This window comes from Ktedonobacter racemifer DSM 44963, from assembly GCF_000178855.1.
GTDB classification, from domain to species: Bacteria; Chloroflexota; Ktedonobacteria; order Ktedonobacterales; family Ktedonobacteraceae; genus Ktedonobacter; species Ktedonobacter racemifer.
This window is the reverse complement of the sequence record NZ_ADVG01000001.1, coordinates 2,117,127-2,133,848: the sequence shown is the minus strand read 5'-3', so window position 1 is coordinate 2,133,848 and position 16,722 is coordinate 2,117,127. Positions and strand designations below refer to the sequence as shown.

Here is a 16,722-nt window from a genome sequence, read left to right as displayed (position 1 = left end):
AAGCTGCCCGATGATGTGTTGTGGCGTCTGTGCCGTTGCCGCTGAAGATGACTTGAGCACGTGATTAGACGTGGGTAGCCTCGTTCTTAAGCGAGCGCGTGGACCAGGGGCAGCAGGGGCAGGCTGGATCTGAGACATGAGGTGCCAGCGGCTGAACATCAAAGCGCGCAAGCAGCTCAGTTAGCTTGCCGAGTGGTAGGCCAACGACGTTCAAATAGCAGCCATCAATGCGCTCGGTCGGTTGGAAATCAGGATTCTGGATACCGTAGGCACCGGCTTTATCCATAGGATCACCGCTTGCGATATAGGCGTCGATCTCGGCATCGCTATAGGGACGCATGAGCACGGGTGTAGCCTGGCTGGCGCCAAACATCGTGATCTGACCATCCTTGAGCGCGCACACGATAACGCCTGTGACCACGCGGTGCCAGCGTCCACGCAGGGAGCGCAGGAGTTGGCGCGCGTGCTCTTCGTCACGCGGCTTGCCCAGGACCTGCTCATCCAGGAGGACGGTGGTATCTGCCGCCACCACGAGCGTGCCTTGAGACTCGGGCATAGTAAGGGCCCCCAGGGCTTTATGCGCGGCGGTCCATTGCGCCAGGCCGTCCGCAGGCCCGCGATAGAGTGCCTGAACTGCCTCTTCATCGGTTGGCGACACGCCAATGGTGTAGGGCAGGCCAAGGGAGGTAATAATCTGCCTGCGCCTGGGAGAAGCGGAGGCGAGCAGCAAATGCGTATGATGATTTAGCATAGAATCAATTACCTGGTGAGAAGCTTTGTACGTAACTATATATTTTCATGCTTATTACGTTCCAGGACGGCTACACATTCAATATGCGCGGTCTGTGGAAACATATCGAGCGGCTGCACGGAGACCAGCTGGTAGGTCTCGTCACCATGACAGAGGACATCCAGGTCGCGTGCCAGGGTCGATGGTTCGCAGGAGACATACACCACGCGTTCAACGGGATAGCGCAGCAGTGTCTCCAGAACGACGGGCTGACAGCCTGCGCGTGGCGGATCGATGACAAAGCCATCTACCTGGGCGCTTAGCCCGGGTAGCACGTCCTCAACCTTCCCTTTGAGAATCTCAATGTTATTGGTATCGCGTGTGTTCCAATGGGCATCGCGGATGGCGCTGGGCGACTCCTCAATGGCGATAATGCGACCAAAGTGGTGTGCCATCAGCAGGGCAAAGGTACCAACGCCGCAGTATGCGTCGACGATGGTCAATTGGGCAGGATCCTTCTCGGCGGGTCGATGCGCGAGGAGTCCATCAAGTACCATGCGAACCATCTTTTCAGCCTGTGGCGTGTTGGTCTGGAAGAACGAGCTAGGGCGGATACGGAAGATCTTGCCACCCAGCTTCTCCTCTATGGTCTCATCACAAATGGTCAGTCCGGCTTCTTGCAGTTGTTGCTGCACCTCTTCGGGCTGTTGAGGCTGTAGGAGCATCTGTCCCGTGCCGACACCATAGCGCACAATGACTTGTGGACGCGGATTCTCAAACTGGCTTAGCACAGTAAGCGCGCGGTTGATGCGTTCATGCGCGATGGGGCAGGAGACAAGTGGCAGAACCCGGCGCGTGTCGCGTGCGGTAAGCCCTGGTTGCCCCTCACGATTGATGGAGAAGCGCATTTGATTGCGATAGTTCCAGGGGATTTCGCAAGCCACGGTCTCCAACAGTGGAGGCTGTTCAAAGTGGCCAATCTCGCGTAGCAGTTCTCCCACCATTTCACGTTTCCAGGTGAGCTGGCGTTCATATTGCAAATGCTGCAACTGGCAACCTCCACAGGTGCCAAAGACAGGGCAGGGGGCAACCACGCGCTCCGGCGAAGATTCATGAATCTCGGTGATCCAGACGCGAGGTGGTCGTGGCTTCCAGCGGCGGCTCCTCCTCCCGGGGCGTGGTGTGGGCGGATCCTCGACCGCGATAGTGACGCGCTCGCCCGGCAATCCCGCGGGCACGAGAAGCTGGAGGAGCCGTGGCTCCTCCGCCTCCTTCTCGATCGTCACTTCAGCCGTGGCGTGTCCCTGGCGTGTCAGGGGTCCAAGCGTTATTGTATGATAATGAATCATACGTTCTTGCAACTGTTCGTTGAAATCTGTCATCATTTCTTGTGCTTTTTCGCTTTGTTCTGAGATTGGTTCGCTTTGCGCTGATCGCCACGAGATTTCATGGCACGTCGTTTCTCTGTGCGTGCCTGATCTAAGTTGGCACGTAGTTCCTGGACGAAAGCCGAATCAGGCGAGATTTCCTCCGCAGCCTCAAGGTACTGCTCGGCCTCTTTCAGCTCGCCTTTCTGAATGTAGACCTCAGTCAGCTTGCCCAGAATGCCGATATCGTCCTCGTTGATTTCTAGCCCTTGCTGCAGGATATCTTCGGCGCCATCAATATCCTCGCGTACCTGGACATAGAGATCCGCCAGGTGTACATATGCCTCTGTGTTGGTGGGATCATGGTCAACGCTCTGCAAGAAACTCTTTTCGGCCTCGTCGTACTGCTCCATGTTTAACTGGAGATAGCCAATATTGTTCCAGAGATTGGGGAAGTCTGGGGCGATGGTCGTGGCGCGCTGATAATGTTCGATAGCCTGCGGAATATGATTACGGTATTCCTCGATCATGCCCTGGTTGACAGCGATCATCAATGCCTCGTTAGCATTGGGCGAGAGCTGTACAGCCTCGTGAAGCAGTTTCTCGGCCTCATCAAATTTGGCGTATTCATGCGAGAGCTGTTGGGCCAGTAAGATCAGGCCCAGGGCGGACCTCTCCTTCTCCAGGCTGGTGTGGAGGTTCTGTTCGGCGAGCTTGAAGAAACGCGTGGAGCGTTCCTCATCCTGCTCTGCCGCTTGAGCCAGGCGCTGCTGGGCATTTGCCAGGCTGATCAAGGCCTTTGGCGCAAGTTCAGGGAAGCGATCTGCGATGGCTTGCAGGTAGTACGCGGCGCGCTCCAGATCCTGAGATGCCTCAGCCTGGCTGGCTGCTTGTTGATACTGCTCGGATTTCTCGTCCGGATGACGCGCGATCTGGGCATCGAGATGGTGCAGGTATTTGTTGGTGATGGTGATGCCTTTTTGAAGACCAGCTAGCGTCTGGGCGAGAACCAGCTCTTCGTTCTCTTCGTTCTCCTTGTCCTCACTCTCCTCTCGGGCGATACGATTGCCCTCTTCATCGATGCCCAGTTTCTCCATTAGTTGTTCGTAACGCTGGATAAGCTCATCTGAGCGGGTCTCGAGCTCCTCGTCGGAGAGGATCTGGAGCTGTGTCCCCTCATCGACATGAGAGACCAGGCGTGGCTCGCCACCTTCATCGATGACGGTAAAGCTGGACCAGAACCAGTGGCGACCAGTCACATCATAGACGGCGGTTGCCCTGGGTAGTTCGGGAAGGCGCTCAGAGAGTGGCGTCTGGCGCATCTCCAGCGACCAGCATACATCAATGATCCCCTCTTCGGCTTCGATGTCTAGCTCGTCTTCGTCCTCATCCTCTAGCTCGTCCTCATCCTCCTCATCCTCTAGCTCGTCGTCTTCGTCTTCCTCGTCAAGGAAATCCTCTTCATCCTCGTCCTCCAGGCGCTCTTCCAGGCCCAGGATGCGGAAGTTTGCTGGCTGGGCCTCGGCGCGCCATTGCTCACGTAACTGGACCCAGGCTTCACGTTCGAGTCCCTGGCGTAGCGGGCTGTCGTGCGCGAGCAGGTCGTAGGCTTCTCCATAGTTGCCCTCACTCCAGGCATCGAAAAACTCTTCAACCGTCTGGTCGAAAAGGTCGCCCGCGGCAAAGAAGTTTTCGAAAAAGTTTTGCATCTCCTGAGTAATATCAAAGGGACTGGGCTCGTTCTCTTTCGGCATTATCTCTTCATCCTCATTTTCTATCTCTGCGTCTGGTGAACTCAGGATAAGCTCATCGACAATCTGGCGGTAGCGAACGAAATCTATTGGGGCGCGCGCTCCATGTTCTTCCAGAATGTCCAGGGCGTCTTGCATCAGGTGACGGGCCTCTGGCAGTGTGCAGGGAAGGAAGCGTGCTCCTGAAAACTGCTGTGTGCGTATATACTCCAGGCGTTTCTCGGCCTGGCGTTTGCTCAAATGTGCTTCATAGAAGAAGTCTTCAATACCGTGGAGGCGATAGTCCAGCGTCATACCCATGATGAGTGCCTCTTTATAGCCATCACCCTCTTCCCAGAGGAGGATGACCTCTGCCGCCTCTTCTTCGGCAAGCGTATCGGTATAAAAGCCTTTCCAGAAGCGAGGTGGAGTGCTGGATTGAGGTGTGGTAGGCTGCGTAGGCGCCTGTTCCTCGGCTGGCAATTGCCAGTGTGGCGTAATTTTAGCATTCTCCAGGCGTAGGAGGGAGCGGCGCGCCTCTTTGCGTACCTCTTTGGTTGATGCCAGTTCGTGTAGCGCTTGTAAGAGGTCGGCGGCCTCCTGCGTAATCTGCTTCCCCAGGCTCTGTATCAGGGCTTGTTGTACAGGTTCGGATTGAGCCAGCAGGGGTGAGAGTGCCTCCTGGGCCTGGCGCGTATGCGTCGCGGCCTGGAGTGCTTGCGTATAGCCTGGATAGTCGGTAAGTTGTTGTTGTACCCAGGCCTGCTCTTCAGGGCTCAGGCCTGGGGAGGTATGCGCCCTTTTTGAGTTAGCGTTTGCGTTTGCTCCTGCCTTCTGTTTCTGTGACACAATCCATCTTTCCCTTCCTATTATTCACTACGAACAGTGAGCATGGGGCGCGTAAAGCCCGCTATTTTCTCTTCTTCTCCAATTCGAGTTGCTGGCGAGTGGCCTGGACGATCTCCAGGGTTGGATCGAGTCGTTCCGCCTGCTCAAGTTGGCGCTGCGCGGCCCGCTCTTCGCCTAGTACATGTAAGACCGAGGCATGCAGTGCGAGCAGATGAGCCGAGTCAGGATTGGCGGCAAGCCCGGCTTCAACGACCCGGCGTGCCTCCTGCTGGTCCTGCTGATTCATATTAATGGCTGTAAGCTCAGAGTAGGGGCGGATATCCTGTGGCTCCAGTTCAATGGCGTGTTTGTAGTGTGACGCCGCTGTCTCCATATGTCCCAACAGGCGATGGACGAAGCCTAGATTAAACCAGATGCCCGGATGATTGGGTACCAGCTTTGAGGCGCGCTCAAAATGGGCTAACGCTGTGGCCATCTGTTCGCGGCGCATGGCTAGCGCGCCCAGGTTGGCCTCGATACTGCCTTGCTCGTCAGTGGTAGGATTGAGCGCTTCTGCCTGGTGTAGCTCTTCTTCAGCCTCCTCGTTGCGCTCCTGGCTACTGTAAAGCTCGGCCAGGAGAAGATGATTCAGCGCATCATTATGTAGCTCTAGCAGGTCGCGAAGTGTTGCTTCAGCCAACTCCAGGAAATGCTCGCGTCGCCCGGGTATATTGGCTACGGCTTCATTAAAGGCATAGGTGGCGTATGTCCCTGCAAGACTACGCATATTGAACTCGAGTCGCTCAGGGAAGCGCTCGGTTAGCCGCTGAAGATAAACCATAGCTCGCTCGGGATTGCCCAGGGCCATAGCACGGCCAGTGGCCGCTTCGCATGGCTGCCTATCAAGTGGAACCAGGGCAATCAGAGCATCATAGTAGTGTAAGATCTGGTAGAAGCCGCGTGTCAGCTCATCAAGCAGGCTTTGCATATCCTCCGCTGGCTGCTTGGCTTTGGCCTCGACCTCCTCTTCCCGGCGTGTGATCTGCTGCTGAATCTCCGTAATGGGAAGTCCTTGCAGGCGCGCTCCCTCGTCATGGAAGCGCTGAACGCGCCATTCATTATTTTCGCGCACCAGGGTGTATTTACTCCAGAACCAGTGCCGGCCCGTTTCCTTATTGATCGCCGTTCCCAACGGCATTTCGGCCAACGCACCACTGAGCATGGTTTCACTGAGTTCAAGCGACCAGCCAATTTCGACCTCGGCGCGCTTGGGCTGGCTACTGGTCGCACTGGAAGGGAGCCAGAGCGTGCTCTGCGGTGCCTCGTGCTCTTGCACAAACGTGAGCATGAGGCGGGCCGGGCGGGCTTCATCGGACCAGCGGCGATGTTGTTCAATCCATTCAGTGCGTGTTATATCTTTTAAGAGAGTGCTGTCCCGACTGAGGAGATCATAGGTCAGGCCATAATCGCCTATGGACCAGGCGCCCACGAAGTTAATAGCCGTCTCCTGAGCATCCATCTCGGGATACATGAAGGTTAGACCCCGGTCGCGCCCAATATCCTGGGCCTGGAAGATTAGAGTATTGAGGGTGTTGCTATGATGGCGGTATTCGGCCGCGGGCTGGTTCCCACGCCAGGTGTTGGTCGCGAGAGCCTCTTCAATCAAGCGCTTGCCCTCTGCCAGGGTGCACTCAACAAAGGCATGACTGGTGGTAACCTGGCGCTCCTCTATGCTCTCAAGTACGCGACGTTTGCTGTGCGTTTCCAGGATTAACTCACGGACGCCATCGCGCCAGAAGTCAAGAATGAAGGTAATGCTTCGCACCTCAGTGTAGTCATAGCCCTGCTCCCAGTAGAGTGAGAGGACCACTTCTCCCTGTTCGCGCGTTTGTGAGACCTGCCCTCGCCAGAAGCGGGGCGGGTTCGCCGTCTTGATCTCCACAACGGAGGTGCGCGCCTGGGGAGCCTGCCACTGTGGTTTGATAGAGGCGGTCTCTAAGCGCAGGAGCGCGCGTCGCGCCTCCTTGCGTACCTCTTTATTAGGGCTGACGCTATGGAGCGCGAGCAGGATATCGGCAGCATCACTGTGCTGTTCCTTGCTGAGCTCTTTGGCAATCGCTTGCTGAAGTTCTGGTGTGCACTGCAAAAGTTCTTGCAACACGTGCTCAATTGAGGAGGCATCCGTGCTTTCTCGCAGGCTTTCTGCCAGGGTATGATAGTGTGTAAGCAGGTGTTGTTGCTGCTGTTGTTCTTCGTCAGTCAGGCTAAATGCTGTCTCTTTTTTCCGTACCATAAATCGCGCTCACCTCACAACATGTTATCGTGTGGATTGTACCACGAAGTAGGGGAAGAGTCGAGCGGAACAACAAAAAGAAGAGTGCTTTTGCCAGGAGCACTCTTCTTGTCTCTGATGGGAAATTTGCGTGCCAGGCTCTCGCCTTTACATGGAGAGTGGCGCGTTCAATGACGAGGCCATGCCGACCTTGTTGCGCTGAACCAGCGTAGAGAAGGCCGATGCCAGGGCTTGACCGGATAGCGGCGTCAACCGTGAGCTGATCAAGACGAACATGGGCAGGGCTGCGCAATAGAAGTAGGATGGCAGGCTGCGCCAGGCAAAGAATAGCGGAATAATTGCCAGCAGGAATGCGGCCTCTGGGCGCTTGCGGCAGATGCGCCAGTAGACGTAGAGCATGGCGAGCATAGTCACGCCCTCAAGCAGGGTATACACGCTGGTTGGCAAGAACGGTAGCAGGTGCGTCACGCTTAAGCCAACGAGGCCAACCCCCATAGGGAACATGGGATCTGCCATGGGCGCGAGGACACCCGCGAGCCAGGCATGAGGGTTCCAGAGAATAAATGGCATATTGATGAGAAGCATGAACATACTCGCCAGCATGCAGCGATAGACAGCCTCTTTAAAGCCATAGAGACGCCAGAGCATGACAAAGTAGAAGGGCGCGATAAACCAGGCAGTTTGCTTGCTTGCCAGGGCCAGGCCAAAGAAGAGCGCTGTGCTCCAGCGCCGCTCGCGTAGAAGCCAGGCAATCACGACGAAGAGCGTACAAAGGACATCGAGATTGCCTCCGACCGTGGAGCTCCACATGGGTACATTGGCAATGCTCAGCAGGAGGACCCATGGGCGAATCTCTGGACGTGATGCCTTCCAGGCGATGGCGACCAGGAAAAGATAGCTTGCCAGGTAGAGTGGCAGGACGTTATAGTTTTTAAACAGGGCGAAGGGCAGCAGGGTCAGGAAGGAGAGGGCAGGATAGCTAACCTTAGATTCGAACTCTGGAGCCTCGCCAGCCTTGAGTGCAGTATCGAGGACGCTACGAAATTCAGCGATGGAGGGATAGTCATAGCGGTTGGCGAACTGCCCCTGGCGCAAGGGTGTGGTCCAGTTGGGTTCAAGCGTAAAGTTCTGGTTGCGATAGATATCCAGCATATTGGAATCGGTGTAGGGATTGCGCCCCTCCAGCAGGAGCATCGCGGCATTGGTATCAAGCGATGTGCCATCATTGGAAAATTGAGGCGGCAGGACGCTCATGATCAGGCCCCGTCCAAGCTCAACCGCGCCTATTACTGTGAGAATGAGTAGGACGAGAAGCATTAACTTCTGCCAGCGCGTTGGAGGTCGCTTGATAGCGGACTTTGGGCGTGGCTGTGAAGCGGGCCGAAGCGCCATCCACATCGCGACAAAGCTCCCAAGGATAAGCACGAAGGGAATAAGCGAACCCACTGGCATCAGATAGGGGATATACCAGTCGTGATCGATTTCATTGAGTGTTTGTAAGAAAATGGCGACCCCGATCCAGAGGGCGCGTCGTTGCAGATCGAAAAGGTGATAATTCTCCGGCGTGATCTCCGCCACAAAGAAGGTTTGCAGCAGTTGCCCGACCTTATCGTGGAGTAATTTTTTGGATGTCTTCTCGACCGGTTGAGTAGTCTGTGCAAAAACAGCTCGTTGTGACATATAAGCGGCTTTATCCGTTGGCTGAGGGGGAGACAGGACCTCCTTTGGCAAAGGAGAAAAACGATAGAATCGTTGTCATCCCAAAAGGATAAAGCGTCTAGCACCTCCATCAGAGTAACCGAGGCTCAACACAGGGTATGTGCTGGTTAGGAGGAATGCTGGTCTGTGGTGAGACAGCTTTGCATGGTTCCTTTCTCGGTCCATGTCTTACAACGAAGTGAAATGCGAATATGTCACAACTGGTCAGGCAAACGAACAAAAAAGTACGCTGACATAGGTCGACCGGGGCTCTCTACAGGTGCAACCGATAGTAGAGTTCGCGATGTTGCAGGCTAAAGCCAAGTTCCTCATAGAGCTGAATGGCGGGAACGTTATTCTCCCACACCAGCAGATCAATGGCGGTGAGGTGGCGTTCTTCGTGTGCATAGCCAATCAGGTAGCGCATGAGCGGTTTGGAGATGCCGCGACCGCGATAGTCGGGATGGACAATGACGCGCCTGACATAGCCAATCTGCTGAGGCGCTTCAGTGGGAGGAAGCATCAGCTCTGCTTTCCCGCAGACATTACCAGCGATTTCGGCCAGGAAGATCAGGGTGTATTCATGTGTTGAGGGATCAACAGAACCAAAGTACTTCTCGACCTCGCGATGAATAGAGCGCGTGGGCGAGGCGCTAAAACTGTCGAGGTGATCAATCTGTTCAATATCCGCGGGCGTCGCGAGGCGAATAGCGATGGGCGTAGTGCTAATCCGTTCATCGATCATCGGCAGGTCCTACATTCTTTTCTAATCTGGATAAAGGGGAGACCCTCTGCCAGAAGGATGCCCTGAGGCATCCTGGCATGCTGGTTAGTATTTCACTATCGATAGGAAAGCGCGCAAAGTCAGTAGTTATGGTAAGATTAGCGCATTTTCTTCCGTGGAAGTAAGAGCAGGGAGATCAAGGCATACCCGGCGCAGACAAGCAGAAGGATTGAATACACGATATATTCGCCATCCATCTTCGGCGAGTTAATGGTTGAGACCAGCAGCGATATGCCCCAGTACATGAAGCCAATAAATACGGCAAAGAGCAACAGCGTGCTCATGAATTTCTTACTCATCAGGTAGGTCCTTAGTATGGTAGGTAGGGATGGATAGATGAATGTAGCAGTGTATCTACACGCGCCCAGGGTATGCTATTACTACCCTGTTCGTGGTTAGTGCCTATTATAGCATAGCCTGTCGAGATTGTCCTTGCTCCAGGAGTACTATATGGTTTTTGATCATTTGCTTGCTCTGGCGTTGCCCTGGCTTTGTAGCTTGTCCCACACGACGCGATGAATGACGGCGCGAAAGCGTCCCCACTCGCCCCAGTCGCCCAGGTTCTGATGGGGGCGCTGCTCAGTATGGGCCAGGTGCTCCAGGTGCTCTGCCAGTTGAGGAAGCTCTGCGGGCTGAATCTCGCAGAAGGACTCAACCTCCTCGTCTTCATCGATGGCGCCCAGGGTCCCGTTAACCTCATCCAGAAGGAAGGCGAAGGTATAGAATGAGGGGGTCTTTCTGGCGTTCTCTGTCTGGTAGGCAACAATGGCCAGGAACTGTGTAATAGTAACTTCGAGACCCGTTTCCTCATGGGTCTCGCGTAGTAGTGCATCGTAGATCGACTCGCCGTGATGAATGCCACCAGTGAGCAGACGGAAGGTTGCAGGTGGATAGAAGGCTTTCTTCATCGTCAACAGGCGACCATTTTTGCGGCGAACGACCATACAGACCTCGCCATAGCGATCTGGCTTATTGAGTGGTTCATAATCGTCGCCAGTATAGAGGGCCGCGTTATGTAGTGCTGGTGTGCCGTAACGCTCAGCCAGGTGTGCGATTTCATCCTGCTGCTCGCGGGGGAGAGAAGAAAGCATGTAAAGACTCCTAGATCCTAGACGATGGGTTGATTATAGTGATTAGTGTGGTTAGCCTGATTATGGTTGTGGCGGCTCTGACGCAGGTTGCGCTTCCAGTTCTCTTTCCAGAGATCGGAGCGTGCCAGCATCTCCTCCGCGCTTTTTAGCGAAAACTCTGTCACATTGCCGCCCATAATATGCGAAATCTCGCGTATACGTTGTTCTGGGCGTAGCTCATTGACGATGGTCATGGTTCGATTGTCGATAATTTGTTTATTGACGTTATAGTGGGTATCGGCGAAGGCCGCAATCTGGGGCAGGTGCGTGATGCAGATAACCTGGTGATTGAGGGTCAATTGCCAGAGCTTCTCGCCCACGACCTGGCCGCTACGTCCACTGATACCGGAGTCGATCTCGTCGAAAATAAGCGTAGGAGTCGCATCGGCGCCTGCAAGAATGGTTTTGAGCGCGAGCATCAAGCGTGAGGTTTCACCGCCCGAGGCAATTTTGGTGAGAGGTTTGAATGGTTCACCAGGGTTGGGGGCGATCAAGAACTGCACGTGGTCAATGCCAGTGTTATCGCAGGCGTAGTGTTGAAGTGGTTCCCCATTGACTGTTGAGGGAATGCCATTTTCATCGGGCACCTGGAGAATCTCAACCTGGAAGCGTGCGCGACGCATGTTCAGGTCGTTTAATTGCTCTTCCATAGCGGTTGCCAGGTGAGTAGCGGCCTCTTGCCTGCGACGCGAGAGAGTATCGGCAATTTCGCCAATCGCCTTGCGAAAGACGCTATCTTGCTGCTGGAGTTTCTGAATCATCTCGTCGCGATTGACGATGGTATCCAGCTCCGCCCGGTCGTCGGAGGCGCGCTGTAGAATTTCTTCGATACTGGCGCCATATTTGCGCTTTAGTTTGGCGATCAGATCGAGCCGCTCCTCAATCTCAATCAGGCGTGAGGGGTTATCCTCGATATCTGACTGGTAGCTACTGACCGAGGTCGCGACATCTTCGAGCTGATAAATGGCCTCGGCCAGGGACTCATTCAGCTCATCCATGCTTGAATCCAGGCGGCTTAACTCGCCCAGGTCACGTTGCGCGCCACGCAGGAGGTCGAGAGCGGGGCTGTAACCACTGTCTCCCAGATCCGAACCCTGCAATGCTTCGTAGATGAGCGAGCACAGCTCGCGCAGGCGCTCGGCATTGCTCAAGACTTTACGTTCTTCTTCGAGTTCCTCAATTTCGCCGACGCGTAGCTCTGCCTTGTCGATCTCCTCGATCTCAAAACGCAGGAACTCGGCCCGGCGCTCCTGGTCGCGCTCATTCTGCTGTAGGGATTGCAGCGTTTTGCGCGCGTTGCGCCATTCCGCGACCTTACTGTTGAGCTGATCGCGGAGGGGAAGCAATTCGGCGTAGCGATCCAGGAAGTTGATGTGCTGCTCTGGGCGCAGCAGCGTCATATGCTCGCTTTGCCCATGGATATCGACCAGCCAGCTGGCAACCTGTTGCAGGACATGCTGTGAGAGCGCGCGGCCATTAATACGGGCCACGGTGCGCCCTGAGCGGAAAATATCGCGTGAGAGGATCAGTTGCCCATCTTCAGGATCGATATCAAACTCGTGTAAGAGAGAGGCCAGGGCGACCTGGGCATCAGCGCTTTCGGTATCGGCGGCGCGCTGTTTACGGCGACTCTCAGCTTCCTCGATAGCCTCCAACAAGTTAGCGGGTGTATCCGCGCCCACGGGCGTAAGGACCTCGATGCCCTCAACCACGACGGGAGGAAGTGCATCGATAGAGAAGATGCCCTCAACCGTCGCCCGGTCGCAACCCGCGCGCACAAACTCGGCACCGATTTTGCCGCCCAGCAGGGCGTTTACGGCGTCGATAATGATAGATTTACCCGCGCCCGTTTCGCCAGTAAAAACGTTAAATTGGCGGTTGAGGCGTAAGTGTAAGCTGTCGATAATCGCGAAATCTTTAATGTTTAGCTCAAGTAGCATGATGATGTTCTACAGCTTCTTCCTTGCCAGAATGCTCAATTTCTTGCGTACTATCATTTTTCAGCTTATCGTTGATGATCTGATAGAAAGAGGTTGGTGGCCGCCGACGCAGGAACCTGGTTACGCGTGGACTCTTCTTGACGGTAACAATCGCGCCATCCTTCACCTCCCGGTTGCGTTGACCATCAGCCGAGAAGACACCATCCTGAGTCCCGGTAGAGATGCGTAGTTTAACGTGGGCCTCTGGTTGTAAGATGAGCGAGCGATTCGAGTTCAGGTGTGGTGCGATTGGCGTGAGCACCGTACTCTGCACCTGTGGATGCAAGAGCGGACCTCCAACAGCCATATTATAGGCGGTTGAGCCAGTGGCTGTGCAGAGAATCATCCCATCAGCGGTTGTGGTGTTATAGTAGTTATCGTCGACCCAGACCTGGACGCGAACGACGCGTGGCCAGGTCCCACGAGCGATAACGATATCGTTTAGCGCGAGAAATTCCTCGCTTTGTCCATCTTGCGTGAGCATTGCCTGGAGCATTGTGCGTTCATCTACCCAGACTGATGAGTCGCGCTCAAGATAATAGTGTAAATGTGTGGGAAGCTCGTCGGGTTCAAGTTCACTCAGAAAGCCAACGCGTCCGAAGTTGATGCCAACAATGGGTAAATCGGCAAATGAACAGATACGGGCAGCATGGACAAGTGTGCCATCGCCACCTAAAACGAGCGCGAGATCACACCCTTCCAGTTTTGAGTCGGGCTGCTCATCCCCCTCCGTGCGAATATCGATGGAGCGGACTTCATAACCTTGCTGGCGTAAGTTCGGTACAAGTTGGGAAGCAAAGCTTCTGGTATCCTGCTTGCGTCCCTGGTATAAAATCGCAATAGTCTTCAAAACCATCTCCAAGCGGCAAGAGAGGGCGAACACAAGGTGCCGCCCTGACTATGAAAAGCCACTGTAGTGCTACCTAATGGTACGTCATGAAGGGCGTTTTGTCAATGCGAGAAGGGGGGGAAAAGCACATGGATGGTAAAAATGTTCTATCTCCCTTTGCCAGAAGAAAGCTTCTCCAATGAGCGAATGAACGGATGGGTTTTACCACAGGATAAACGCTGAGGTATGCGCATAGCTAAATGGATGTGATCTGTTACAATGCCTTCTCGCCGGGCGTTTTACCATTGAAAAAATAAGCAGACTTGAATGCTTCGATACGATAATCTAAAGAACTCGGTTAACCCCCTCTATACGGGCGAATTCAGACGAAACTGCGTATTCTGGTGCAGAGCTATGCTACTCGAGAGAAGGAAAAGAAATGCTGGCAGAGCGTGAAGAAATTACTGAGAAACGTGAGGTCGTAAAAAAGGAGGAGGCAAGTAGCAAGGAACAGGGGTGGCGCAAGTGGGGTAAGGCTACATTGGCTGTTCTTCCTCTCTACCTGGGAATACATGTGGCCTTTTTTATTATTTCCTGCCTGGCGATATTGTTTCAGGTCAATGATTTTGCCTGGTCCAATCTGCCTCTGGCGACGCTCTGGAGAGAATGGGGCCACTGGGATGTGGGTCACTTTATCTACCTGGCGCAAAATGGCTATACAGAATCCTGGCGTACTGCCTTTTTCCCTTTGCAGCCCATGCTTATGGTGGCGATTTCACCGATCATACATAATCCTTTAATTGCTTCGATGTTTGTCTCTAATGTCGCCTTTCTGGTACTGCTGGTAGTCCTTTACCAGTTAGCGAGAGAAGATTTTGATCAGGATCGTGCTGAGCGTGTAACATTGTACCTGGCGGTGTTCCCAACGGCGTTCTTCCTGGCGACTGGCTATAATGAGGCGCTTTTTCTCTGTTTGGCACTGCTCTGCTTCTATAATCTGCGCCGGGGCCACTGGTTGCTGGCGGGCCTTTTCGGTTTCCTTGCCAGCTTAACGCGGTCTGCTGGACTCTTTCTACTTGTTCCTTTTGTCTACGAATATGCGCGTCAGCATCAATTTGCACTCAGAAGGCTATTTCAGCCTGCTGTGTTGAGTATGGGACTGATTCCCTTGGGAACGGCGCTTTTCGCTGCTTACTGTTACTCGCGCTTTGGCGATCCGCTGGCTTTTTCGCATGCTCAAGCTTATTGGAATCGTCAGCTGACGTTTCCCTGGGTGGGCGTTTTTGACTCAATTCAAGCGATTCAACACAGTAGTGGTTTCTTGAGTTTTCAATCTTTGCGCAACCTGATAGACCTGGGCTGTGATCTGCTGATCTTGAGCCTGTTAGTGTTGTGTCTCGTTGGCCCCTGGCGTTTCCCACGCGCCTATCTTTCTTACATTCTATATGCGCTGGTGCTCTGGCTATTTTTTCACCTGGTGCCAAACTCTGACAAGCGTTTTGCCCTTGAATCAATGTCCCGGTTTATGCTAGAGCTCTTTCCTGCTTTTCTGCTCCTGGCAACCCTGGGGCGAAATAAGTATGTGCATTACTTGTACCTAATGAGTTCAGTGGGTATCCTCTTTTTCTTGCTGACTCAGTTTTTGACTGGACACTGGGTCCTCTAAATTCTTAGAAGCAAGCCATATGAGAACAGGAGTAACTGGCATGTATGAGTATGCTGGTTGCTCCTGTTTTATTAAGAGATACTGTGATCGGAATCTTGGAGTTCCTGCAATTTCTCGTTGGTGAACCAGAGTGCATCCTGCCTGGAACGAACGATGCCGTCGGCCTGGGCCTCGGCCAGGGCCTCAAGGAGTTTGCCGATGATGGGGCCTGGTTTCAGATCCAGGCGGCGCATCAGTTCATCGGCTTGTAGCATGCGTGGAGGAAGAATACTCTCGCGTTGACGGATATAACGTTCGCAGAGCAAGCGCACAGCCGCCAGGTGCTGGCGCCAGGCCTCGGTAAGCGGAAGAGGCCCACGCATTGCCAGGTGGTCTGCCAGGGCGACGAGTGCAACCTGGATGCCGATTGGTCCCAGATCTACAAAGTAGCGGCGGATGGCGCGAGGCGTTACGTCGCTATGGCTGAGTTGCCCCGGACGCATATGGTGAGCGGCGACAAGCTGAACCAGGCGACGGTCAGCGGTACTCCCATCCAGGCGCTGCATGATATTCTGTGTTAGTGGCACACCCGCCTGGGGATGATGATAGAAGTGGATATTGCCGTGTTCATCAACGGTATAGGTGACAGTTTTTCCCACGTCATGAAGTAACGCGGCGAGCCTGGTGACAGGCTGCGAAAGGCTTGCCAGTTGGAAGACGCCCTGTTGCTCTGCCTCCTGGAGCAGGACTTGTAGCTCAACCAGGTCATCATGCCCATCAAAGGTGAGGGGTGAGGCGCGTAGTTCTGTCGGGTTGGCATGTAAGAGCTCATCAAGCAGTTGTAGGTAGCGTGGCGTCTCCAGAGAATGCTCAAACACATCCCAGTGGTGGAGGGATGGCTGGGGCATGCCACGCGCCTGGATAAACTCAGGAAAGAGCATGGTGAAGAGTCCATACCGATCCAGTAAACGCAGGTGATCGGTCGTGTTGGGAAAGCGTAAAAGGGCGTAGAGTTCTTCGTGAACGCGCGCTCTCGCAACCTGGGGCAGGAGCGAGGCATCTCGCTTGAGCAGGGTCGCGGTATAGGGATCAAGACGCAGTTGATAGTGAACGAGGAAACGCATCGCGCGTAGCATGCGTAAGGGGTCCTGGCGGAAGCTCTGCTCACTCGCCACACGTAGCGTCCTGTTTTGGAGATCGGTATGCCCATAGAGCGGGTCGACCAACTCTAGTTGTGTCCCAGACTCAAGCGAGGCGAGCAGCCCGGGGAGGGCGAGCGCCATGGCGTTGATAGTAAAGTCGCGGGCGTGCAGATCCTCTTCAATCGTCTCTCCGCGCCAAGGCGAGAGGTCAAAAACGATGTCTGGCCCGGTGGGCGAAGGGATCGTAATCCGGCATGCCTTATCGTTCATGTGGGCGAAGGCCCCACCCAGCGTATTTGCTAGCTGACGCGCAATGGTGACTGTATCGCCTGGGAGCGCGATATCCCAATCATGACACGGTTGAGCGAGGAGGAGATCACGAACGGACCCTCCCACGAGATAAGCAGGAATATTCCGCTCCAGAAAAAAAGTTGTTGTGCGTTGTAGATATATTTGTGCCTGCGCGTCCAAATTCGACTCTCTTCTGCTTTCATCTTTTCGTAGCAGTTCTCTCTGCGTGCTCATTGTCGAACGATCCAGTATCGTTGTCAAGAGGCATGCTCTTTT

At 54.4% G+C, this 16,722-nt stretch carries 12 protein-coding genes; 1 reads left to right on the top strand and 11 read right to left on the bottom strand.

The features are described 5' to 3' along the window. Positions 1-64 precede the first annotated feature (64 nt). The 10 genes from KRAC_RS09285 to KRAC_RS09240 form a co-directional block, all read right to left on the bottom strand. Positions 65-751: a Maf family protein gene (locus KRAC_RS09285; protein ID WP_007906352.1), complete on the bottom strand. Its 687-nt coding sequence runs from the start codon at positions 749-751 to the stop codon at positions 65-67. 35 nt (positions 752-786) lie between these two features. Then, positions 787-2,115, bottom strand: coding sequence for a class I SAM-dependent RNA methyltransferase (locus tag KRAC_RS09280; RefSeq protein WP_007906351.1), 1,329 nt, complete (start codon positions 2,113-2,115; stop codon positions 787-789). After that, positions 2,112-4,676 carry a tetratricopeptide repeat protein gene (locus KRAC_RS09275; protein WP_007906345.1) on the bottom strand — a complete coding sequence of 855 codons (2,565 nt, stop codon included), beginning with the start codon at positions 4,674-4,676 and terminating at the stop codon, positions 2,112-2,114. The genes KRAC_RS09280 and KRAC_RS09275 overlap by 4 nt, the downstream gene beginning before the upstream one ends. Positions 4,677-4,737: 61 nt before the next feature. After that, a complete protein-coding gene (locus KRAC_RS09270) occupies positions 4,738-6,948 on the bottom strand; it encodes a tetratricopeptide repeat protein (protein ID WP_007906343.1) in 2,211 nt (736 codons plus the stop codon). A 147-nt stretch (positions 6,949-7,095) separates the two neighbouring features. Next, positions 7,096-8,628 carry a hypothetical protein gene (locus KRAC_RS09265; protein ID WP_007906341.1) on the bottom strand — a complete coding sequence of 511 codons (1,533 nt, stop codon included), beginning with the start codon at positions 8,626-8,628 and terminating at the stop codon, positions 7,096-7,098. Positions 8,629-8,920: 292 nt separating this feature from the next. Further along, positions 8,921-9,391 (bottom strand): GNAT family N-acetyltransferase, encoded by a 471-nt coding sequence (locus tag KRAC_RS61170; protein WP_007906340.1) that lies wholly within the window; start codon positions 9,389-9,391, stop codon positions 8,921-8,923. Between the two features lie 137 nt (positions 9,392-9,528). After that, a complete protein-coding gene (locus tag KRAC_RS09255) occupies positions 9,529-9,729 on the bottom strand; it encodes a hypothetical protein (RefSeq protein WP_007906339.1) in 201 nt (66 codons plus the stop codon). Between the two features lie 162 nt (positions 9,730-9,891). Beyond that, positions 9,892-10,521, bottom strand: a complete 630-nt coding sequence (locus tag KRAC_RS09250; RefSeq protein WP_007906338.1) for an NUDIX hydrolase — start codon at positions 10,519-10,521, stop codon at positions 9,892-9,894. A 17-nt stretch (positions 10,522-10,538) separates the two neighbouring features. Next, on the bottom strand, positions 10,539-12,500 hold the full coding sequence (gene recN / locus KRAC_RS09245) for a DNA repair protein RecN (protein ID WP_007906337.1): 1,962 nt from the start codon (positions 12,498-12,500) through the stop codon (positions 10,539-10,541). Beyond that, positions 12,490-13,389, bottom strand: a complete 900-nt coding sequence (locus KRAC_RS09240; RefSeq protein WP_040442189.1) for an NAD(+)/NADH kinase — start codon at positions 13,387-13,389, stop codon at positions 12,490-12,492. The genes recN and KRAC_RS09240 overlap by 11 nt, the downstream gene beginning before the upstream one ends. A gap of 418 nt (positions 13,390-13,807) precedes the next feature. Between KRAC_RS09240 and KRAC_RS09235 the strand changes: the two genes are divergently transcribed. Continuing rightward, the gene (locus KRAC_RS09235; RefSeq protein ID WP_007906335.1) at positions 13,808-15,034 is read left to right on the top strand and encodes a mannosyltransferase family protein; all 1,227 of its coding nucleotides are present in this window, start codon (positions 13,808-13,810) and stop codon (positions 15,032-15,034) included. A 71-nt stretch (positions 15,035-15,105) separates the two neighbouring features. Here the strand turns inward: KRAC_RS09235 and KRAC_RS09230 are convergent, their stop codons facing one another. Then, entirely contained in the window at positions 15,106-16,707 is a 1,602-nt protein-coding gene (locus KRAC_RS09230; protein ID WP_040442188.1) for a tRNA nucleotidyltransferase/poly(A) polymerase-related protein, read from the bottom strand. Positions 16,708-16,722 lie beyond the last annotated feature (15 nt).

Excerpts from the sequence above, each read along its gene's own strand:
- KRAC_RS09285 (WP_007906352.1), bottom strand. The coding sequence starts at position 751 with ATGCTAAATCATCATACGCATTTGCTGCTCGCCTCCGCTTCTCCCAGG.
- KRAC_RS09280 (WP_007906351.1), bottom strand. The coding sequence starts at position 2,115 with ATGATGACAGATTTCAACGAACAGTTGCAAGAACGTATGATTCATTAT.
- KRAC_RS09270 (WP_007906343.1), bottom strand. The coding sequence starts at position 6,948 with ATGGTACGGAAAAAAGAGACAGCATTTAGCCTGACTGACGAAGAACAA.
- KRAC_RS09265 (WP_007906341.1), bottom strand. The coding sequence starts at position 8,628 with ATGTCACAACGAGCTGTTTTTGCACAGACTACTCAACCGGTCGAGAAG.
- KRAC_RS61170 (WP_007906340.1), bottom strand. The coding sequence starts at position 9,391 with ATGATCGATGAACGGATTAGCACTACGCCCATCGCTATTCGCCTCGCG.
- KRAC_RS09255 (WP_007906339.1), bottom strand. The coding sequence starts at position 9,729 with ATGAGTAAGAAATTCATGAGCACGCTGTTGCTCTTTGCCGTATTTATT.
- KRAC_RS09250 (WP_007906338.1), bottom strand. The coding sequence starts at position 10,521 with ATGCTTTCTTCTCTCCCCCGCGAGCAGCAGGATGAAATCGCACACCTG.
- recN (WP_007906337.1), bottom strand. The coding sequence starts at position 12,500 with ATGCTACTTGAGCTAAACATTAAAGATTTCGCGATTATCGACAGCTTA.
- KRAC_RS09235 (WP_007906335.1), top strand. The coding sequence starts at position 13,808 with ATGCTGGCAGAGCGTGAAGAAATTACTGAGAAACGTGAGGTCGTAAAA.